General features: G+C 37.5%; 22 protein-coding genes and 1 riboswitch. Of the genes, 15 read left to right on the top strand and 7 right to left on the bottom strand.

All coding sequences use genetic code 11. The annotated features are described in order from the left end of the window. Nucleotides 1–274 precede the first annotated feature (274 nt). From IM793_RS10275 to IM793_RS10235, 9 genes are all read left to right on the top strand, one after another. Nucleotides 275–1435 carry an esterase-like activity of phytase family protein gene (locus tag IM793_RS10275; RefSeq protein WP_193421048.1) on the top strand — a complete coding sequence of 387 codons (1161 nt, stop codon included), beginning with the start codon at nt 275–277 and terminating at the stop codon, nt 1433–1435. A gap of 24 nt (nt 1436–1459) precedes the next feature. Next, entirely contained in the window at nt 1460–2125 is a 666-nt protein-coding gene (locus IM793_RS10270) for an HAD family phosphatase (RefSeq protein WP_193421046.1), read from the top strand. Nucleotides 2126–2169: 44 nt separating this feature from the next. Beyond that, nucleotides 2170–2778: a DUF2306 domain-containing protein gene (locus tag IM793_RS10265; RefSeq protein ID WP_193421044.1), complete on the top strand. Its 609-nt coding sequence runs from the start codon at nt 2170–2172 to the stop codon at nt 2776–2778. Between the two features lie 38 nt (nt 2779–2816). Beyond that, nucleotides 2817–3368: a Crp/Fnr family transcriptional regulator gene (locus IM793_RS10260; protein WP_193421042.1), complete on the top strand. Its 552-nt coding sequence runs from the start codon at nt 2817–2819 to the stop codon at nt 3366–3368. Nucleotides 3369–3430: 62 nt separating this feature from the next. Continuing rightward, nucleotides 3431–3787 carry a VOC family protein gene (locus IM793_RS10255; RefSeq protein ID WP_193421040.1) on the top strand — a complete coding sequence of 119 codons (357 nt, stop codon included), beginning with the start codon at nt 3431–3433 and terminating at the stop codon, nt 3785–3787. A 253-nt stretch (nt 3788–4040) separates the two neighbouring features. Next, nucleotides 4041–5447: a dihydrolipoyl dehydrogenase gene (gene lpdA / locus IM793_RS10250; RefSeq protein WP_193421038.1), complete on the top strand. Its 1407-nt coding sequence runs from the start codon at nt 4041–4043 to the stop codon at nt 5445–5447. 199 nt (nt 5448–5646) lie between these two features. Continuing rightward, nucleotides 5647–5822: riboswitch (TPP riboswitch) on the top strand. Between the two features lie 66 nt (nt 5823–5888). Further along, complete coding sequence (thiD, locus tag IM793_RS10245; RefSeq protein ID WP_227256209.1) at nt 5889–6707, top strand: bifunctional hydroxymethylpyrimidine kinase/phosphomethylpyrimidine kinase; 819 nt, start codon at nt 5889–5891, stop codon at nt 6705–6707. Beyond that, nucleotides 6704–7357 (top strand): TenA family protein, encoded by a 654-nt coding sequence (locus IM793_RS10240; protein WP_193421034.1) that lies wholly within the window; start codon nt 6704–6706, stop codon nt 7355–7357. The genes thiD and IM793_RS10240 overlap by 4 nt, the downstream gene beginning before the upstream one ends. A gap of 111 nt (nt 7358–7468) precedes the next feature. Further along, nucleotides 7469–8674, top strand: a complete 1206-nt coding sequence (locus IM793_RS10235) for an MFS transporter (RefSeq protein WP_227256208.1) — start codon at nt 7469–7471, stop codon at nt 8672–8674. A 274-nt stretch (nt 8675–8948) separates the two neighbouring features. Here IM793_RS10235 and IM793_RS10230 read toward each other — a convergent pair whose 3' ends face one another. The 3 genes from IM793_RS10230 to IM793_RS10220 are packed head-to-tail and all read right to left on the bottom strand — an operon-like array spanning nt 8949 to nt 10213. Next, nucleotides 8949–9242, bottom strand: coding sequence for a type II toxin-antitoxin system RelE/ParE family toxin (locus IM793_RS10230; protein WP_193421032.1), 294 nt, complete (start codon nt 9240–9242; stop codon nt 8949–8951). Then, nucleotides 9242–9481 carry a hypothetical protein gene (locus IM793_RS10225; protein WP_193421030.1) on the bottom strand — a complete coding sequence of 80 codons (240 nt, stop codon included), beginning with the start codon at nt 9479–9481 and terminating at the stop codon, nt 9242–9244. The genes IM793_RS10230 and IM793_RS10225 overlap by 1 nt, the downstream gene beginning before the upstream one ends. Nucleotides 9482–9526: 45 nt before the next feature. Beyond that, the gene (locus IM793_RS10220; RefSeq protein ID WP_227256207.1) at nt 9527–10213 is read right to left on the bottom strand and encodes a hypothetical protein; all 687 of its coding nucleotides are present in this window, start codon (nt 10211–10213) and stop codon (nt 9527–9529) included. 427 nt (nt 10214–10640) lie between these two features. Between IM793_RS10220 and IM793_RS10215 the strand changes: the two genes are divergently transcribed. After that, on the top strand, nt 10641–12074 hold the full coding sequence (locus IM793_RS10215) for an ATP-binding protein (RefSeq protein ID WP_193421026.1): 1434 nt from the start codon (nt 10641–10643) through the stop codon (nt 12072–12074). A 188-nt stretch (nt 12075–12262) separates the two neighbouring features. Here IM793_RS10215 and IM793_RS10210 read toward each other — a convergent pair whose 3' ends face one another. The 4 genes from IM793_RS10210 to IM793_RS10195 all read right to left on the bottom strand — a co-directional run bounded on the left by IM793_RS10210 (nt 12263) and on the right by IM793_RS10195 (nt 18631). Then, nucleotides 12263–15457 (bottom strand): efflux RND transporter permease subunit, encoded by a 3195-nt coding sequence (locus tag IM793_RS10210; RefSeq protein ID WP_132399049.1) that lies wholly within the window; start codon nt 15455–15457, stop codon nt 12263–12265. Nucleotides 15458–15521: 64 nt separating this feature from the next. Then, entirely contained in the window at nt 15522–16589 is a 1068-nt protein-coding gene (locus tag IM793_RS10205; RefSeq protein ID WP_132399051.1) for an efflux RND transporter periplasmic adaptor subunit, read from the bottom strand. 2 nt (nt 16590–16591) lie between these two features. After that, complete coding sequence (locus IM793_RS10200; RefSeq protein ID WP_193421024.1) at nt 16592–17932, bottom strand: TolC family protein; 1341 nt, start codon at nt 17930–17932, stop codon at nt 16592–16594. Between the two features lie 87 nt (nt 17933–18019). Continuing rightward, on the bottom strand, nt 18020–18631 hold the full coding sequence (locus tag IM793_RS10195) for a TetR/AcrR family transcriptional regulator (protein WP_121284165.1): 612 nt from the start codon (nt 18629–18631) through the stop codon (nt 18020–18022). 165 nt (nt 18632–18796) lie between these two features. Between IM793_RS10195 and IM793_RS10190 the strand changes: the two genes are divergently transcribed. The 5 genes from IM793_RS10190 to IM793_RS10170 all read left to right on the top strand — a co-directional run bounded on the left by IM793_RS10190 (nt 18797) and on the right by IM793_RS10170 (nt 21414). Then, entirely contained in the window at nt 18797–19237 is a 441-nt protein-coding gene (locus IM793_RS10190) for a sterol desaturase family protein (RefSeq protein ID WP_370629777.1), read from the top strand. A 10-nt stretch (nt 19238–19247) separates the two neighbouring features. Next, nucleotides 19248–19481, top strand: coding sequence for a hypothetical protein (locus IM793_RS10185; RefSeq protein WP_193420997.1), 234 nt, complete (start codon nt 19248–19250; stop codon nt 19479–19481). Further along, on the top strand, nt 19432–19698 hold the full coding sequence (locus IM793_RS10180) for a hypothetical protein (protein WP_193420995.1): 267 nt from the start codon (nt 19432–19434) through the stop codon (nt 19696–19698). The genes IM793_RS10185 and IM793_RS10180 overlap by 50 nt, the downstream gene beginning before the upstream one ends. A gap of 41 nt (nt 19699–19739) precedes the next feature. After that, the gene (gene murB / locus IM793_RS10175) at nt 19740–20756 is read left to right on the top strand and encodes a UDP-N-acetylmuramate dehydrogenase (RefSeq protein WP_193420993.1); all 1017 of its coding nucleotides are present in this window, start codon (nt 19740–19742) and stop codon (nt 20754–20756) included. A 127-nt stretch (nt 20757–20883) separates the two neighbouring features. Then, nucleotides 20884–21414, top strand: coding sequence for an RNA polymerase sigma factor (locus tag IM793_RS10170; RefSeq protein WP_121284155.1), 531 nt, complete (start codon nt 20884–20886; stop codon nt 21412–21414). The last annotated feature ends 81 nt before the right edge of the window (nt 21415–21495 follow it).

The raw sequence follows: 21495 nt of genomic DNA, 5'->3' as shown, positions 1-21495 counted from the left end.
TCAGATGGTAACATCTGACACCACGTATATTCCCAGTAAATGTGCAGTTGGATGTTACCATCCGACTGTACGTCATACTGAACTTGTTTCAGTATCTGTATTCAATTTTTGTCAGATCGGAATATCCAACGCCACTGAGTTTCCAATTGTGGCAAATTGCTTACAGGAAGACTTTGATCCGTAATGAAGTGGAAAGCCACGTATTGAAATAAATTCAGTATGAAATATTGTGAGTAGCCAAAATTCCATATTTTTACGGCTTAAACATTTCGATTTGAAACCTGTATCGCAGCTCCTCTTCGTTTATTCAGTTCTTGCCATTGTTCTTTCATCTTGTTCTGCCACTAAGTATGCTGCAGTTAAGCAACATGAAACCAGTATTTCGTCTATAAAGTTTCTGGATGAATACATCATGCCCTTAAATCCGATTTTCCAAAATTCTGTAGTAGGTGGTTTATCGGGAATTGATTACGATGCAGCACAAAACCAATATTACCTGATCAGTGATGATCCCTCGCAATTTAGTCCGGCGAGGATTTATACCGCACAGATCGATCTCAAAGAAAATAAAATCGATACCATCAGAATTACAGGAGTTACGTATCTCTTACAGGAAAACGGAAAACAATATCCCAAATATGGAACGGATAAAAGTGTAAAACCAGATGGAGAGTCCGTCCGTTATAATCCGGTTACCAAACAATTGATCTGGAGCAGCGAAGGAGAAAGGTTGTTTAAAAACGGTGATACTACCATTGTTCAACCCGGTTTAACTTTTATTTCTACCACCGGAAAATTTTTAGATACCATTCCGCTGCCAAAAGGTTTTCACTTTACCAAAACGGAGAGCGGTCCACGGAAAAATGCATTGTTTGAAGGCTTAACCTATGCTGATCAGTACAAAACATTGTATGCCAGTTTAGAAGAGCCACTTCACCAGGATGGCCCTCAGGCTGCTTTTGAATATGATAAAGCCTTAACGCGGATTTTAAAATTCGACGTAGCGACTAAAAAGAATGTTGCACAATATGCCTACAACCTTGGCGCTTTACCTGTTAAACCCACAGTAGACAATGATTGGAATGTAAATGGAATTTCGGAAATACTAGCCATTAACAATCACACTCTTTTGGTTATGGAAAGGGCCTGGGCAAAAGGGCACGATGACCATGCTTTTTTAAAACTTTACCTGGTTGATTTGAACGGTGCAGAAAATGAGATTGATAATGTATCTTTCCTTAAAAATCCACCAAAGCCGCTTAGTAAAAAACCACTTTTCGATTTTGATACCTTAAACAGGCACATCGATAATTTTGAAGGGGTAACTTTTGGTCCAAAACTTGCAAACGGACACTATTCTTTAATATTTTGTGTGGATAATAATTTTGGAAAATCGCAGGTGCAGCAGTTTTTCCTTTTCGAGATAATCCCATAAGCTAATTTTAGTTAAAAATTTATAATGAATAAAATAAAAGCCCTGCTTTTCGATTTAGATGGTACATTAATTGATTCGGAGAAATTTCATTTCGATTGTTGGAATACGTTTTTATACCCCTATAATGTGAATATCGAATTTAAAGATTGGTTAAGTAATTATGCGGGGATCCCGCTGCCAAAAAATGCAAAAACGATTATAGACCGGTATAAAATTGATGAAGATTTAGATAGTTTTATTGATAGAAGAGAAAAGATAACTTTTGATGGTTTTAGAACAACTGATATTGAGTTGATGCCTTATGCCTTAGAATTTGTGCAGTTTGCTTACGAAAAAGGACTTACGCTTGCAGTGGTTACAGCCAGTCCTAAAATTGATGTTGAAGCTGTTTTTGAACGCAATGGTTTGGCCAAATATTTCAGTTTGTTTATCACCCGTACAGATGTAAGCAAATCAAAACCTGATCCCGAAAGTTACAATCTTTGTGTGGAGCGGTTGGGGATAGCGAAAGAGGAGTGCATTGTTTTTGAAGACACCCTGAATGGTGTTAAATCGGCTATGGCTGCCGGTATTACCTGTTACGCTATACAGAATAACGTGCGTGCAGATCAAAAACTAAAAATCGCTGATGAGCTTTTCCTCAGTTTTGCCAATGCCAAAGAATTTATGCTGCAAAAGGAATTGATTTAGTTCTTGAAAATTAACTAGCTTAGCATAAAGCAACAGAACTTAATATGGTAAAAAAAGGATTATGGATTTTATTCGCAACTTTTGCATTGCTGATTGGACTCTATCCAATGATTTATTTTTTGATCGATAGAAAATTTGGGTTATTAAATTCAAAGTCGGTTGAGCTGTTAAGCAATACTTTCTGGAACATTGGTTTTTATACGCATATCATTTTCGGAGGAATCGCTTTATTAATCGGTTGGACACAATTCAGTTCGAAAATGAGAAACAGGCGAATGGCATTACACCGAAAAGTGGGGAAGGTTTATGTGGTTGCTGTGCTGCTTAGCGCATTAGCTGGTATTTATATTGGTTTTTTTGCAACGGGTGGATGGATTTCATCCGCTGGATTTATTTGTTTAGGTATCATTTGGTTTTACACTACTTTAAAAGCTTATTTACATATTAAAGAAGGAGAAGTTGAAAAACATCAAAAAATGATGGTTTATAGTTATGCCGCTTGTTTTGCTGCGGTAACATTAAGGATCTGGCTGCCAATTTTGACCATTATTTATGGCGATTTTTCAAAAGCCTATCTGGTTGTTGCCTGGCTGTGCTGGGTTCCAAATTTGGTTGTTGGCTATTTAATTACCAGAAAAGCCGCCAACCAATAAGTTGTTTTGATATTTCATCCTCTGAAATAATTTAGTTTATGCAGTCAGCTCAGGAAATTTTAGCCGATGTCGGAACATTTTCATCTCATGATCTGCTTCTTTTTGAAGAAAAAGCCCTGCTAAAAATATTTAAGAAAAACGATAGGGTATTGCACCATGGTGAGATTTGCCAATCTGTCTATTTCATCCTATCTGGATCTTTTGTTCAATTTCAGTCTGATGGCATAGTTGAAACAATCATTGATCTGCACCTACCCAAAGAATGGATGTTTAATCACCCGAGTTTGATTGGACAAATGCCATCAGATACTACGATTAAAGCATTTGAGGATGCAGAAGTAATTGAATTGAGTTTAATTAACCTGCACGAGCTGATTGCCAGGTCACAGTCTTTTTTACAATTGGGAAGAATTTTTGATCAGGCTAATTACCGGACTTACCTTTTCGACAATGCATTAAGCCCTGTCCAAAAATATAATTATATAAAAAATGTAAAGCCACACATTATACAGGTTTTCCCTGTTAAAATGATTGCTTCATATCTTAAAATAGCTCCTGAAACACTAAGCAGGGTTAGAGCGAACTATTGAATTTCATGATTTCGATCAAGTGCTGCTTTTGAGAAAATTCCTCATTTTTGAAATAAAAAAATATGCTAACAGAAATCAATCCGAAACTTCCAATGCGTGATAAAGAAATCACCAGAGATTTTTATGTGAATAAATTAGGCTTTAAAGATATTGGGGTCGACAATTTTAAGGATTACCTCATGGTGCAAAAAGATCATGTTCAGATTCACTTTTTTTTATTCGAAACACTTGATCCGAAAGAAAACTATGGACAAGTTTATATCCGTACAGATGATATAGAGGGTTTATACAAATGGATGCTGGATACTAAACAAAGCATTCATCCGAATGGGCATTTGCAAACAAAACCATGGGGGCAAAAGGAATTTGCTATGCTCGATCCCGATAGTAATTTACTCACTTTTGGGCAAGGGGTTTAAGAGGTGGCATTAGTTTCATTGGGTTAGATTAAACATTTTATCCTTTTAAAGTAAAATATTTTATACGCTCAGCAAGCTATGGACTTTTGAACTTTTATAGAATATCCTATTGAGCCTTATAGTGAACCATAAGCTAATGCTATAAGCCATAACTGATAAACAAATGACTAATAAGCAATTTCTATAGCCTAATCTACTTTCAGCTTTCCGCCTTTTTTCCCTACATTTGGCTAATCAAAATTCTCAAGAAATTATGCAATACGATGTCGTTGTTATCGGTTCAGGGCCGGGCGGTTATGTTGGCGCAATCCGTTGTGCTCAGTTAGGTTTAAAAACTGCAGTAGTAGAAAAATATAAAACTTTTGGAGGTACTTGCTTAAACGTTGGTTGTATCCCGTCTAAAGCCTTGTTAGATTCATCAGAGCATTTTCATAATGCTGCTCATACATTTACTACTCACGGTATCGATTTAAAAAGCCTTAAAGTAAATATGCCACAAATGATCGCCCGTAAAGACGATGTTGTTGCACAAAATACGGCCGGTATTACTTATTTGTTCAAGAAAAATAAAATCGATTCTTACGAAGGCGTTGGTTCTTTTGTCGATAAAAACACAGTTTTAATCACGAAGACTGATGGTTCTACGGAGACCTTAACCGCTAAAAATGTAATCATTGCTACGGGTTCTAAACCTACAACCTTGCCATTTTTGCCAGTTGATAAAAAACGCATCATTACTTCAACAGAGGCTTTAAATATTAAAGAAGTTCCAAAGTCGATGGTTGTAATTGGCGGCGGAGTTATCGGTTTGGAGTTAGGTTCTGTTTACGCCCGTTTAGGCACAAAAGTTTCAGTAATTGAGTTTTTGCCATCCATCATTGCAACAATGGATGCAAGTTTAGGTAAAGAACTTCAACGCGTATTGAAGAAAAACCTGGGCATGGAATTCTTTATGAATCATAAAGTTACCGGTGCTACAAATAATGGTAAAACAGTAACGGTTACTGCAGAAAATGCGAAGGGTGAAGCCGTAAATTTCGACGCTGATTATTGCATTGTAGCTGTTGGTCGTACGGCCTATACCGAAGGTTTAGGTTTAGATAAAATAGGGATTACAGTAGAAGAAAGAGGAAAAAAAGTTCCTGTAAATGAGCATTTAGAAACTTCGGTTGCTGGTGTTTACGCCATTGGTGATGTAATTACTGGTGCAATGTTGGCGCACAAAGCCGAAGATGAAGGCACTTATGTCGCAGAAACCATCGCAGGACAAAAACCACACATCAACTATAACTTAATTCCGGGGGTTGTTTACACCTGGCCTGAAGTTGCATCTGTTGGTTTAACAGAAGAGCAACTGAAAGAAAAAGGAACAAAATATAAAGTGGGTTCATTCCCATTTAAAGCTAGTGGACGTGCAAAAGCCAGCATGGATACTGATGGTTTCATTAAAGTTTTGGCTGATGCTGCAACTGATGAGGTTTTAGGTGTGCATATGATTGGCCCGCGTGCTGCTGATATGATTGCTGAAGCCGTTATTGCAATGGAGTTCCGCGCATCTGCAGAAGATATTGCACGTACTTGCCATGCGCACCCAACGTATACCGAAGCGTTAAAAGAAGCAGCTCTTGCGGCAACTGATAACAGAGCAATACATATTTAATTATTATCCAACCGTCATACTGAACTTGTTTCAGTATCTGATTGGTAAACATATATTATTAATCCCGGTATTTATATCGGGATTTTTTTTTGGAGTTGTCAACTTTATTAGGCCTTTTGCTGTTAAGTTGACAACTCTTTGCATATAATTCATTTCTATAAACAAAGAATAAAAACTAAGCCCTATATTGCGATACAAAATAAAACTTTAGGGGTGCCTTCAAATAAGTTGGCTGAGAATATACCCATTTTATAGGTGAAGGATAAGGTAAAAAGGCAGAAGGTTAAACCCTATGCCCTACGCCTCAAACCCTATGCCTTATAAATGAACCTGATCCGGATTATGCCGGCGTAGGAAATTAGTTTGTCTGCAATAATTGCATAAAATGCCTCTGCATTTGAAGACTCCTGAAGTTGTACAACAAAAATGAAGTCTTTAGCAATGAATTATATTCATGTATTAACAATAGCAGGCTCAGATAGTGGGGGCGGGGCTGGTATTCAGGCCGATTTGAAGACCTTTTCGGCTTTGGGCTGTTTTGGTACATCGGTAATCACGGCGGTAACTGCACAGAATACATTAGGGGTGCGTTCAGTGCATGGTATTCCCGCCGCAATGATTAAAGATCAGTTACAGGCAGTATTGGATGATATAGCGCCAGTGGCCATTAAAATTGGGATGATTAACCGTGCCGAAGTGGTACAGGTGATTGAAAAAGAACTAAAAGCTTACAATCAATCTGTTCCTGTTATTTTAGATCCGGTAATGGTCGCTACCAGCGGTCACCGCTTAATCGAACCCGATACCGTTAACCAATTGGTAGAAAAATTATTCCCCATCGTTAGTTTGGTTACACCAAATATAGATGAGGCCATAATCCTTTCGGAACAAGAAATCAATAACCTCGATGATATGATTGCGGCAGGGGAGAAAATCATCGAAAAAGGTGCAAAAGCAGTTTTGGTTAAAGGAGGCCATTTAACGGGGCCTATGATTTATGATGTTTTTATTTGTGGGAAAGATGCACCTGTTGTGTTGGAAAGTGCCTTTATTGCTTCTAAAAATCTACATGGAACGGGGTGCACACTTTCATCAGCTATAGCTGCCGAAATGGCGAAGGGCAACAATTTATTATCCGCAATTAAAAATGCAAAAAACTACATCAGCCAGGCTTTACAAACTGGTAGTGAAGTGAAAACAGGTGAAGGTAATGGGCCATTAAACCACTTTTTCGAACCTTTAAAATTAATTATCCAATGAAGTGGAGCGACGATGTCTGGGAACGGGTTAAACCCATTTATAATAAAATTTTAACCATGCCCTTTAATACGGAGCTGAGCAATGGTACCTTACCAAAAGAAAAATTTATTTTCTATTTAGCACAGGATGCCTATTACCTTTTAGAATTTGGGCGGACGCTAAGCACCATTAGTGGGCGTATGCAAGATGCAGATTTGGTAATGGCTTTTGCCGGGTTTTCTACAGGCGCTATTTTTGCCGAGCGTAGTTTGCACGAAAGTTACTTTGTAGAATTTGGTTTAGCAAGCGAAGTGAAACCCACTCCATCTACACTTTTGTACACCAATTATATTCTTAGTCAGGCTGCATACGCCAATGTAGAAATAGGAGCAGCGGCTGTTTTGCCATGTTTTTGGATTTACAAAGCAGTAGGCGATCATATTTTCTCACAACAGACCAACGATCAAAATCCCTATAAAAGATGGATTGATATGTATGCAGGAATCGAATTTGCAGCAGCAGTAGAAAAAGCAATTGATATTACAAATCAACTGGCGACACAGGCTAATGCCGCAACTCAACAAAAAATGCTGGATGTTTTCGAAATGGCGACCCGCTTAGAATGGATGTTTTGGGATAGTGCATATAAATTGGAAAAATGGAAAATCTAATATTTTAACCCTTTGTACTGCAAATATTTTGATATAAAGTCAAAAAATAGTCGGTATTTCCAATAGATTTAAGGAACTTTGCAGCTTAATCTATTATTTAAAATATCAATTTTGGAAGAAAGTACGCAAGGCAAGGAAATTTTAGTTAACAAAGAAAATACACCTGTATTTGCACAAAGCTCTCCAAAACAAGTCCGTTTAGCCATCTCAGCTTTTTACTTTATGCAAGGGGTCTGTTTTGCAAGTTGGGCGAGTAGGATTCCAACTTTTAAAGCTTTAATGGGTTTAAATGATGCAGAATTAGGTTCTATACTTTTTGCATTACCTGCTGGACAGATCATTACCATGTTTTTTTCTGCAAAACTGACCACACATTTTGGCAGTAAAAAAATGCTCAGGGCAACTGCACCATTATATGCAATTGCCTTAACTTTTTTAGCATTAGCCACCACTGGTTGGCAATTGGCTGTTTTTTTGGTTTTTTTCGGCATAACAGGTAATCTTTGTAACATCGCTTTAAATACACAGGGTGTTGCCGGCGAAAACTATTACGGCAAACCTATTATGAGTTCTTTTCATGGCGCCTGGAGCATCGGGAATTTAACCGGTGCATTAATTGCGCTCGGTTTGGTTAACTTAAAATTAGGCATGTATACCCATTTTTGGATTATTGCCCTCATATCTTTAACCAATGTAGCCCTTAACTGGAAAAAGTTGCTAAACTATAATAAGCCAGATACCGTAATGGAAAAGACAAAGTTTTTTACCATGCCTCAAGGTATTTTAGTGTTATTGGGGGTTATTGCATTTTGTAGTATGGCTACAGAAGGTACAATGTTCGATTGGAGCGCGATTTATTTCGAAGATGTGGTAAAGTTACCTCATAATAAGGCAATTATAGGTTATGCATCGTTCATGTTTATGATGGCAAGCGGAAGGTTTTTGGGTGTATATTTGATCGGTAAATTTGGACGGAAAAACCTGTTGCAGATCAGTGGTGCCATTATATCCATAGGTATGGCACTTGCCGTAATATTCCCGAATCTGATTGTTGCCATTTTTGGCTTTATGCTTATTGGTCTTGGCGTTTCTAGTATTGTACCTATGGTATATAGCATAGCGGGCAACAATAAAAAAGTACCTGCTGGTAAAGCCATAACCATGGTTTCGAGTATTGGTTATTTTGCTTTTTTGTTTGGCCCACCATTAATTGGTTATGTTTCGCAACTATCCAGCCTGCGTTATTCTTTCGGGATCATTTCTGTTTTTGGCTTGCTGATTACTTTTTTGGTCATTAAAATAAAAGCTATAAACTAGGGTTTCATTCCTTAAAAAATATATCGAATATATTTGGAGCGCAAGTTCAGTGCATAACAAAAAGTTTCATCCCGTTTTACGCTTGTACGCTTCGCTTCCTCATGCCTCGTTGCTGCAGGGTACCACTTCAACCGGGGCTAATTGGCCATAGTAGTACTTAATTTAGTGACTGCTTGGTATATTAACGTTAAGCCTTATTTAATGAAGGGAACCTAAATTATAATTTCATTTGCATTGTTGAATGCCAATATGGATTTACGGTTATTCTATGTTTTTAACGTGTAAAGGGCCTTCTGCTAGAATGTCTGACCCTGAGAATTCTAATTTCTTTATTCGTCTTTCTAAAAGATATTCTGTAGCGGTCAATTTCGAAAGCAAAAAAACTGGCGTCGTTATTTTTCTTTAATCTGTCTTTTTGGAATGTATCTGGATGGTTTGGAATCGACTTGATTTTTGATAAAATTTTTATTTCAATTTTTTCAGCGTAATCAATAAGGCCATTGTCTTCTAAATACTGGATAATTTCTAGTAATTGTTTTACAGCAAGTTTATTCCATTTAATTTCCATTAAATAAGCTTACGCCTTTTTTCAAAAAGTTGTTCTACATCTTCATGAGAAATAAAGTTGCCAGATTCTATTTCTTTATCTGCTTTATCTATTTCCTCATTATATTGATTTAAGAATGCTGCTTCAACTTCTGTTGGTTCGTCATTAATATCAGATTGATATTTATAGTCTAAACTATCCAAAAAGGCAATAAGGACTTTTTCTTCCTGCTCATTTTTTGTGTTTACAAATACGCTCATATTCAAATTTAACGAAATTTAACGAAAATAAATATAGGCTATTACCTATTCTTTCTTCACCAATCCATGTTCCTTCAGCGTAGCAACCGCGAGTTCGATCAACCTGAAATTTTCTTCCAAATGCCCATGCTGCACTTCTACATTGATGTAAGGAATATTATTTTGCATGGCATAAACTGAAAGGGAGCCATCATTGGAAACAAATTTAGATTGAAGAATTACATTCACATTTGCTTTTTTTAAGCTGCTGAATAATCTTGGCTCGGTTACGTAAACAAGATCATCGCCATCCATCTGGAAGTTGATGTAAACAGAATCAGCGGTGCTGGCTAAATCGTAACCTGGTAAATAAGAAGAAATACCAAAACCACCATCGGCATTGTTATGAAGGGTTAAAAAATAACCAGTAGCTTTTGGATCGTAAAAATCAACAATTTGCTTTCCTGCATTTAATATGGCTTTTTCAACTTCGTTAGAGCTGAACTGGTTTTTCTTTAACCTGGTATTAACTCCCACTTCGGTGTAGATCGCATTTGGGTCTATACGGTACTGGTCGTCCATATAGCTGAAATAATAATCTCTTACTGCTCCATATTGACTGTCGATCAGTTCGCCCCCGTACCACCGGATATAATCAAAACCAGCCTTTACTCCAGTATCTTCATTATCATGTACCACCAAAAACTTTACGCCATTGGGCTTATAGCTGTATTTTACTAAGGTAATATCCAAATTACAGAGTTTAATAAAGCTCGAATCGGTACGCATTGCCGCAAAAACAGGTGGATGTTGAGCTTTTACTAGGAGTGTAGAACAGATTAGGAACAGGCTAAGAATGATTTTGAACATAATCCCTAATATACAACGTGAGCGCATAATTTGTTTGGATACAGGACTGTAGAATTATCTGCGCATGGCTCAGAGCAATTAATTTAAATATAGCTTTCTGGGTTTCTCCGTGGAAAAAAACAATAGGTTTTCGACGAAACCAGAACAATTTTATTAAAATAAAATCTATTATCGGTAGCCAAATTAGTGCTTTTTTAGATGTTTTGGCTGTGGATAATTTTTTATCTGCAGCCAAAACTATATATTTGGGATATGTTTTGGCTGCAGATAAAATTGTTTTAATCTTTAACCATTAAAAAGGAGGAAAAAAATGGAATTGCTCATTGGAAGAATAGCTGAGAAAAAAATACTGTCAGAGGCACTTGCCTCGTCTTCATCAGAACTATTGGCGGTCTTTGGCAGGAGAAGGGTAGGAAAAACTTTCCTGATCCGCTCAGTCTTCCATAAACAGCTTATTTTCGAACTTTCGGGAGTTCACGATGCGAATGCTACCGAGCAACTGCTCAATTTCAGCAAGGCTATTGCAAATGCGTTAGGTTCTCAATTAACTCCCGCAGCTCCTAAGAATTGGACAGAAGCCTTCTGGCAACTCAGAGAATTTGCAGCACCTATACTTAAAAAAAGAAAAGCTGTAATTTTCTTTGATGAGTTTCCTTGGCTAAGTTCGCATAAATCAGGTTTTCTTTCTGCGTTTGAATATTTTTGGAACCAGTGGGCCTCACAGCAGCCAAATCTGATAGTTGCAATCTGTGGATCTGCTGCCACCTGGATGATTAAAAAAGTTGTTAACAGCAAAGGAGGTTTGCACAATAGGTTGACACGTAAAATACGCCTGTTACCTTTTACCTTGCACGAGACAGAACAGTATCTAAAAAGTAATAATATCCATATTGACCGTTACCAGATACTGAACATTTTTATGGCAATGGGCGGTGTGCCACATTACTTAAAAGAACTTAAAAAAGGAGAAAGTGCTACGCAGGCTATTGACAGGCTTTGCTTTACCAAGGATGGCCTCCTTTCAACAGAATTCGCAAACCTTTACCGCTCGCTGTTCGAAAACGCAGACAGGCACATTTCCGTAGTCAAAGCACTCGCAGACAAACCGTCGGGATTAACAAGAAACGAAATCATTGCGGCATGTAACCTGCAGAGTGGAGGAACTACCAGTCTATTACTCGAGGAACTTGTGGAGTCTGGTTTCATTACTCCGCACCTGCCTTTTCAAAAGAATGCCAATCAAAGCATTTACAAACTCAGCGACGAATACAGCCTTTTTTATCTTAAATTTATCGAACATTCCCGCGCTACAGGTGCAGGCACATGGCTTAAAAAATCATCGACGTCTTCCTGGAAGAGTTGGAGTGGCTATGCCTTTGAAGGGATCTGCATGAAACATACCAATAATATTAAGCAGGCACTAGGCATTTCAGGGGTGTTTACTGAAACATCAGCTTGGCGGTATGCTTCAAAAGGCGGAAACGGTGCACAGGTTGATCTGTTGTTAGACCGGCAAGATAATGTGATCAGTGTATGTGAAATGAAATTTTCGAACACTGAGTTCGTAATAGATAAAAGCTATGCTGCAGAATTACATTACAAACTTGATGTATTCCGCGGGCAGAGCAAAACTAAAAAAGCACTATTTCTAGCCATGGTTACAACCTATGGTATTAAAAATAATGTGCATTCTATTGGGCTGGTACAGAACGAAGTTACCATGAATGATTTATTTTTGCCTTAGCACAGTAATCAGGAGCGTTCAACGCGCTACTTTTATCAGTTTGTCATACCCCACCGAATGCATTTGGTTCAGGAGGGTCAAATCAATAAGATCTGTGACATTCACTAAACCACGTCCCTGATTTTTAACTCCACAAAAAAGCCCCGATTTGGGGTCGGGGCTAAATTGATTGTTAATATGGATGTTTATTAATGTTTTAGATCTACATCATATTCAAGTACATCTTTATGATCGTATGGTTCTACCATTAGCTCATCAATCGTTTTTCCTTTTTTGTTGAAACCTAGTTTTTCCAATATAATATCGAAAATTAAGTAAACAACTGGTACAACGATCAAGGTTAAGAATAGCGAACTGGTTAATCCACCAACGATAACCCATGCCAAACCGTTTTTCCATTCAGCACCTGCACCACTTGCTAATGCAATAGGAAGCATACCAAAGATCATGGCGATCGTAGTCATCAAAATTGGACGTAAACGTGCATGGTTAGCTAAGATTAACGCTTCTATGGTGGGTTTACCTTCTGCCTTCATGTGGTTGGTAAAATCGACTAGAATGATCGCATTCTTCGCCACCAATCCCATTAGCATAATAAAACCTAAAATAGTAAAGATACCGATAGAGTTATTAGTTAAGGCTAGTGCTAAGAAAGCTCCAATTAAAGCCAGTGGTAGCGAGAACATCACCACAAATGGATAAACAAAACTATCATAAAGCGCAACCATAATCAGGTAAACCAAAATAATCGAGGCCAATAAAGCAATACCTAAGGTACCGAAACCTTCACTCTGGTTTTCCTGATCTCCAGCCCAGGTATAACTTACACCAATTGGTGCTTTTAGCTTACCATTTTTTTGCATTTCCTGAAGTTTCGTTTGAAACTCAGCAACCACGGTTCCTGTTGGCCTACCGATTGATTGTGCCTGAACGGATACCGAAGTAGATTTGTTTAAACGCTCTAGCTGACTTGGTCCTGAACCTTCGGTAATGGTTGCAAATTGCGATAGCTTAATCTGTTTGCCATCAGCATTTACAAAAATGAGGTTACGCACATCGTCAATATTTTTTCTGTTAAAATCCTGATATTGAATGTTGATGTCATATTCGTATTCACCTTTTCTGTATTTACCGTCGGTGTTGCCTGCAAAAGCGGTTTGCATGGTAGAACCTACAGTTTGTAGCGTTAGGCCAACTGCCGACATCTTATCGCGGTCTACCTGAACGTTAATCTCTGGCGTTCCTTTTTCTACCGATAATTTAATCTCTGTTGCTCCTGGAATTGTTTTAAGTAGCTTTTGAGCACCTTCTGCATATTTTAAAGCACTATCCAGGTTAGAGCCCATTACCACCAAACTGATAGGTGCATTTTCTGCAATACCCAAAATACTAATCGGTACCGTTTTAACTTTCGCACCAACAAGTTCTTTTGCTAAAGCACGGCTCATTTTTGTTGCGAAAATATCTGAAGACATGCCTTTGCGTTTATCACGCTCTACCAGCTTAACATTTATTTCTGATTTATATGCTGTTGCCTGGGTTCCTCCAAAGTCACCACTGGCCTGACCAACTGTTGTAATTAACTGTACAATTTCTGGCTGTTTATCTAAGTAAGCTTCTGCTCTTTGGGTGAAGAAGTTGGTTTGTTCTAAAGGAGCATCCTTAGGTAATTCAATTTGAATCAGGAACTCACCTTTGTCTGATTTAGGGAAAAACTCCGATCCGATAAAACCTGCTCCAGCCAACCACATTGCCGCAATAAATAATACTACTACCGCTGCAATGGTACGTCTTTTATGATTTAATGACCATGTTAAGATGCTGGTAATCCAGATCGTAAATTTCTTAAGCTGTTTCTCAAACCAAAGGATAAAACGGCCGAATATGTTTTTGCCTTCTATATGCTCTAACTTTCCAAAACGTGAGAAAAGTAATGGAACAATGGTAAATGAAGCCACTAACGATAGCAATGTTGCAATGATTACCACTACACAAAACTGACGTAAGATGTTAGATACCAAACCAGAACTGATTGCAATAGGGAAGAATACCACCACAATTACCAACGTAATCGATACTACGGTAAATCCAATTTCTCTTGTTGCATCAGAAGCTGCCCTTACTTTGTTTTTACCCATCTCCATGTGTCGCTGGATATTCTCCAGTACCACAATCGCATCATCCACCAGGATACCTACCACGAGGGAAAGTCCAAGTAACGACATTAAATTCAGCGTAAAACCAAATAAGTTGATACCAATAAATGTTGCAATTAACGATGCTGGGATTGAAACCATTACAATTAGCGCATTACGTAAACTGTGCAGGAAGAAAAGCATTACAAAGGCCACCAAAACAACCGCTAAGATTAAATCATGGATAACGGCATCTGCAGATTCTAAAGTGAAAATCGAGCTATCATTAACAATTTTAATATCAAGGTTGTTGGCTTTATATTCATCCTTAAGTTTAGCAATAATGGCATGGGTACCTTTACTCACCTCTACCGCATTTGCATCACTTTGTTTAATAATCTGAATTGCAATAGATGCTTTGCGATCAACACGTGCCAGTTTTTCGGTTTCTTTTTTCGAATCCTGAACATCTGCTACATCCCCTAAACGAATTTGCGCACCATCTTTCGAGGTGGTTAAAACCAGATTTCTTAATTCTTCAATGCTTCTGTATTTACCTGATAAACGAATTAAAACATCCTGATTTTGTGTTTTAACACTTCCGGTAGGGAAATCTAAGTTTGAAGTTAAAATCAGTTGCTGAACCTGTGGAACAGAAAGGTTATAGCCCTGTAATTTATCAGCATCTAATGAAACCTGAATTTCACGTTCCGAACCGCCGATTAAATTTACCTGAGCAACACCCGTTACCCTCGAAATTACCGGGGCTATACGTTTATCAATTAAATCGTAAAAAGTAATATCATCCATATTTGCCGAAGCTGTCATGGTGATTACCGGTAAATCATCTAACGAGAATTTACTTAACGATGGTGTTTTTACATCCTCTGGCAATTGAGAAAGAATGGCATTTACCTTACGTTGAGCATCATTCATTGAGATATCGATGTTGGCCTTATCTGTTAAGGTGATGGTAACTGTTGATAAACTCTCAAATGATACAGAGTTGATCTTTTTAATATTTTCCATCGATGATACCGCATCCTCAATTTTTTTGGTTACGGTATTTTCAACCTCATTTGGCGATGCACCAGGGTAGATGGTTGAAATAGATACTACGTTGTTAGAGAATTTTGGAAGTAATTCATAACCCAACGAAAAGTAACTTAGTAGCCCAAGCAAGGTAAGTGCGGTAAACACCACAATAACCAGCGAAGGCCTTTTTATAGATATGTCTGTTATCTTCATTTTAATTAGTATTGCGTTTTGCGATTGATGTACCGCGTTTTAAAAGCCGAAAAATCTCTCTAACTTATTTTACGATACTTACTGCAGTACCTTCAGCTAAATTAATCTGACCGCTGGTAATTACAGTTTCACCTTCTTTTAAGCCATCAAGAATTTCAACATTATCTCCTAAAATACGGCCTGCTACAACATTGCGGGTTTTAGCAGTATTGTTAGCTTTATCCAATACGAAAACCTGGTTGCTGCTTACACTACCCACAAATGATGTGCGTGGAATAAGGATACTAGGCGCTTGTTTAGGAAACTTAAATATTGCAGTTCCGTACATACCGGCTTTTAAAGTGTTTTTGTGGCTGTTCTCTACTTCAATTTCAATAGGGAAGTTTAGGGTTGCATCAGCTTTAGCAGCAATGAAAGTTACCTTTCCGGAGAAATTATCAGTTGGGAAAACCGAAGATTTGATCTCGATCTGATCGCCGATTTTAAGGTTGGCAACCTGTGATTCGTTAACGTTTACTTTCAGCTTTAATTTGGAAACATCAACTAACTCAAACAATTGTGTACCCTGGGTATTTACAAAAGCACCAACTTCGATGTATCTTTTGTTTACAATGCCGTTAATTGGCGATTTAATGTTTGCATCACTTAGTCTTCTTTGCGAAGCCTGTAAGCGCAATTTTGCATTTCTCGTGGCCAATTTAGCCTGATCTAACTGTTGTTGTGTAACTCCGCCAGTTGAGAATGAACTTTGGTATCTGGCCTCATCTCTTACTGCATTCTGGTAGGTCGCTTCAGCAGTTTCCCTATCTGTATTGATGATTTCAGCGTCAACGCGGGCTAAAACCTGTCCCTTACTTACGCGGTCGCCTTCATCTACATAAATAGCCTTAACACGACCAGCATTTTCTGATAAGAAGTTAAGTTCTTGTTTAGGGATAAAGTTTCCGTTTGCACTGAAATCTAAATTTACAGCTTTACGCTCTACCTGAGCAACACGAACGGCAACGGCACCACCACCTTTAGCAATGAAAGCAGTTTTTTCTTCGTTCTTCTTTTTATTGTTACTTAAAACATAAGCTATTGCACCAAGTGCAACAACAACTACGATGATTATGGTAATTACTCTTTTCATTTCTATTGTACTAGCGATTTAATATTTCCGTTTGATTTGATTAATTGTATTTCGGCGATTTTATAATTTAATAAAGCCTGTGTATAGCTGTTTTGTGCCGATGTAAGCGCATTTTCCGTGTCCAAAAGATCGGTTAATGAAGCTAAACCATTATTATAGTTATTTTGGGTGCTTGTGTAAATTTCCTGAGCTAAATCAGCATTTTTACGCTGCGATTTTATAGTATTGATGTTGTTGCGCAATTGAATCTTTGCATTTTCATAGGCAAGGTTTAAAGAGTTTACAGATTCTTTTCTGCTTTCTTTTGCTTTTCTGATATCAACATCTGCCTGGCGGATTTTCGAGCGTGTTAAAAAGCCATTGAAAATAGGAATTTTTAAGGTTAAGCCAATTGCTGATGCCCCGTAACCAATTGCTGCTGCATTAGATTTTAAAAAGTCGAAACTATCGCTCTGACTGGAGTAAGTATAATTGCCCGTTAAAGCCAGCGATGGATAATATTCGGCAACATAGGCTTTTCTTTGCAGCGATAAAAGTTTATCCTGGTTATCCAAAAGTTTTACCTCAGTTCTGTTCGCCAAATCAATAGAATCTGTAAAAACAGGTAAAGTAGTTACTTCAGTTAATTCGGTATCAGGTAAACTGATCGGTGTAGAAACCGGCATCCCCATCGAAAATTTTAACTGATTTTCCAATTGGGTAATCGCATTAATCACCTGTTCACGTTGGGTGTTCAGGTTGGTTAAATTAACATTAATCCTGTCTACATCGATTTTTCTGGCCAAACCGTTTTTATATTGGTTTGAAACAATTTTCTCTACAATGTTAACATTTTTAATGTTCGTATCAATTACGTTTAGCTGCTGTCTGTTTACCAAAACCTGGTAATAATTGTTGGCAACCAATTCGATAATCTGCTCTTCTGTGTATTGCGAAGTAAGGTTGTAATATTCCTCGCTGGAACGTGCAGCTTGCAGGCCGGTAAAAACCTGTTGGTTAAACAATTGCTGCGAAAGCTGAACACCTGCAGTCGAATTCCAGTTCTGACCTAATTTAATTGCCTGTGTTTGGCCGCCAAAGTTAGCAACCAATTGGCCGATAATTGGGTTATAGGTTAAGCCTACGTTTCCTGTAAGCTGAGGTAAGGCCTGAGCCCTAACTTCTTCTACCTTATACCGCCCGCCTTCAATATCCAGTTTCGCATTCCGAACCTTGGTGTTGTTTTGGAGCGCAAAGGTGAGCGCATCTTTTAAGGTAATTTGCTGCTGAGCAACTACCAACTGCGGTAAAGCCGAGCCGATAATAAGTATGAGCATTAATTTTACCATTTTTACTCTAAGCATAATGTATTGTTTTTTTGTTTTTGGGTTCTTCTCTGTTTTTTCAGCCTTGTTAATTTTAGGCTGTTTATTGATGCTAACGTCACGCTTTTAGTCTACACACCTTAAACCTCTTATAAATATGGTTGTCAGATTTTTTTGCTTTAACGTCATTTTATTTAATGCTTTTTTTTCGGGGAAAAGGTCCTTGCCGGTTTCCATAATACACATGGTACAAAGGCCCATCAAACTTTCCAGGTATAATTCGGCAACATGTGCTGTGTCATCATGCTCAATTTCTCCTTTTGATTTAGCCTGGCTAAAAATCTCTGCGAAAAATTCCTTTTCCGATTCTTTTAGCGAATGCAGTTTGCCTTTAATCACCTCGTCGTTTAATAAATCCGGAATGCCCTCCGTAATGCGGAGCATGTAATATTTTTGGAAAAATGTGTTCCGCACATCAATGGTATTAAAAAGAATTTCCTGGACAGGCAAATCAGGGTTGTATTTCTTTTTAATCAATTCAAAGAAATCGTTAAAGACTCTTTCAATCACTCCCACAATCAAATGCTTTTTATCCGGAAAATAATAATAAAGAGATGGTTTCGATACGGATAGATCTTCTGCAATATCATTCATCGTGGTTTTACCAATACCAAAATGGATAAAGCGTTTTATAGCACCATCAATAATTTGCTCTCTCTTTTTATCAGCTACAATCATTTTACTTTTCTACTTTCTGACTTTTTTAATATTTTAGTCAAAAATAGTGCTAAAAAATGATTTGTCATGAAAAGTTTGTTAAAAACAATATTAAGCTTACAGTGTAATGACATAATTTTGCATCTTTGACTGTTTATATCTTTACAAACCAATAATTTAGAAAAATTGTCTGTATTCATTAACATCCTTATTTTACTATTTACCATTATTTTTATGGAGTGTTTATCGTGGTTTATACACAAGTATTTATTCCATGGGCCACTCTGGTTTATGCATAAAAGCCATCACCAAAAGGCAAAATCATTTTTTGAATGGAACGATCTGTTTGCGGTGTTATTTGCCGGAGTATCACTTTATTTAATGTACACCGATCGGGATGGCTTTGGCTACCGGTTTTTTGTGGGCTTAGGCATTACTTTATATGGCCTGATTTATTTTGTAGTGCATGATTGGTTTGTACACCGTCGTTTTAAAACCTTTAAAAGTAATAATGCTTATTTGCAGGCTGTCCGGAAGGCACACAAAATTCATCATAAAAACAGGAGTAAAGAGAAGGGAAAGGCTTTTGGATTGTTGTTTGTGCGGAAAGCAGTATTAAAAAGCTAAATTATACTAAATGAAAAATTATTATCAGTTCATTCTTCTTGTAATTATTTCTTCAACCTTATATTCTTGTGGCAAAAAGACTAATCAAGACCGCGCCATTGCACTTGTGGAATCGAAATACGAAACCAGTAACCAGGATTTGAATTTTGACGGTTCAAAATTGGACAGTCTGTACAATATTTCTCCCCAGGCTTATGCCGATAGTATCAAAAAAGGGAAACGAGTTGGATATTACCCTGGCTGAATTAGAAAGCCAGATTGAGCATTTGAGTCAGGCAGAGTCGGATAGCGTAGGGTTAATCAGTGCCAGATTAACTAAAGAGCGATACCATTTGTTGGAGTTGGCTAAAACTAAACCTGCTTTTATTGGCTGGAAACTTTCTGGTGTAGTTGTAGCCGGAGATAAGCCTGAAATTTTAAGTTTTAATTTTGATAAGGAGATTACCAAAATAGTTCCTTAATTATTTTTTATTTTACTTTTGCAGCATAACCCAAAATCAATATGCTTCAAATCCAGGAAAATATTTCTCTAAAACCATATAACTCATTTGGTATAGATGTTAAGGCTAGTTATTTTGCTGAGATATCCTCTGAAGCAGATCTGGTTAGTTTATTTAAAAACGAGCTTGTAAAATCTCAGCAGCTGTTAGTGATAGGCGGAGGTAGCAATGTATTATTTACAAAGGATTATGATGGTTTAGTGATTAAAATCAGCATCAAGGGCATTCAATCTAAAGTTATTGATGATAAAGTTTTGGTAACTGCTGGTGCAGGTGAGGTTTGGAACGATTTTGTAAACTATTGTGTTGAACATCATTTTGCGGGGGTAGAAAATTTAAGCCTGATTCCGGGTACAGTTGGTGCTTCGCCTATACAGAATATTGGTGCTTATGGCGTAGAGTTGAAAGACGTTTTCGAAAGCTGTGCCGCATTTGAAATTAAAACCGGAAAAATGAAAACCTTCGGTTATGCCGATTGTCATTTCGGCTATCGTGAAAGTGTCTTCAAAGGCGAGTTGAAGGGGCAGTATATTATTGCATCTGTTACTTTCCGTTTGTCTTCCGAGGCAAAAATTAATACTTCTTACGGTGCAATTGAAACCGAGCTGTTGAACAGGGGGATCGAAAACCCAAATATTGCAGATGTTTCGTCTGCTGTATCGCATATCCGTGTGAGTAAACTGCCCGATCCATCAACTATTGGTAACGCTGGCAGTTTCTTCAAAAATCCCGTGATCGAAAAACATGAATTTGCTGATATTGTAGCTAAACACCCCGATGTGGTGCATTATCCTACAGCTGATGATAAAATTAAACTGGCGGCAGGCTGGTTGATTGAACAGTGTGGCTGGAAGGGTAAAGTGGTTGGCCAAACTGGTACCTGGAAAAATCAGGCTTTAGTTTTAGTTAACCATGGTCACGCAACTGGCACAGAAGTGTATAATTTTTCTGAACAAATAATAGACAGTGTGAAGTCTACTTTTGGAGTCACTTTAGAAAGAGAAGTAAATATTCTGTGACGAAGGCTGACTATTAAGTAGTTGGACGCTTTTAACACCGTGCCAGAAAAGTTTGGTATTAAGTTTGTTTGAGTTTAAGCGAATGAACAATAATTGATTTGTTTTTAATCTCCTAAAGCTAAATATCATGACAAAATTTGAATTCAATCATCTGGTTAATCATCACTCGGTATCACTTAGATCTTATGCTTTAAATTTTACGAAAGACGCAGAAGACGCAAATGATTTGGTTCAGGATACGATGCTGAAAGCGATCACTTATTACAATAAGTTTAAAGAGGGTACGAATTTAAAAGGCTGGTTGTTTACCATCATGAAAAATACTTTTATTAACAACTATCGCCGACTGGTTAAAACAAATACTTTAATTACCCAAAGCGAGGATATTTCTTCTGCGAACCTTTCATATAGTGCAACGAAAAATCAGGCAGAAAGTAAATTTGTTTTAGGTGATATTGATAAAGCATTATCTCAATTACCTGAAGAATATTATGTGCCGTTTATCCGCTATTTTGAAGGTTATAAATACCATGAAATTGCAGATATGTTAGAAATTCCAATTGGAACAGTAAAAACACGCATCCATGTAGCAAGAGGTATATTGAAAAAATACCTTAAAACTTACTCAAAAGAAATTGCCAGTGTAGAATTGGTTTAAGATACATCTATTGAAAAACTAGGGGCTCAGATTTATCTGGGCCTTTTTTATTGTTCTTATGTCTCGTTGTTTCGAGCGGTT

Source organism: Pedobacter sp. MR2016-19, assembly GCF_014947265.1.
In the GTDB taxonomy this organism is placed as follows: Bacteria; Bacteroidota; Bacteroidia; order Sphingobacteriales; family Sphingobacteriaceae; genus Pedobacter.
The sequence above is the reverse complement of the archived record's forward strand: the minus strand, read 5'-3'. Positions and strand labels throughout refer to the sequence as shown.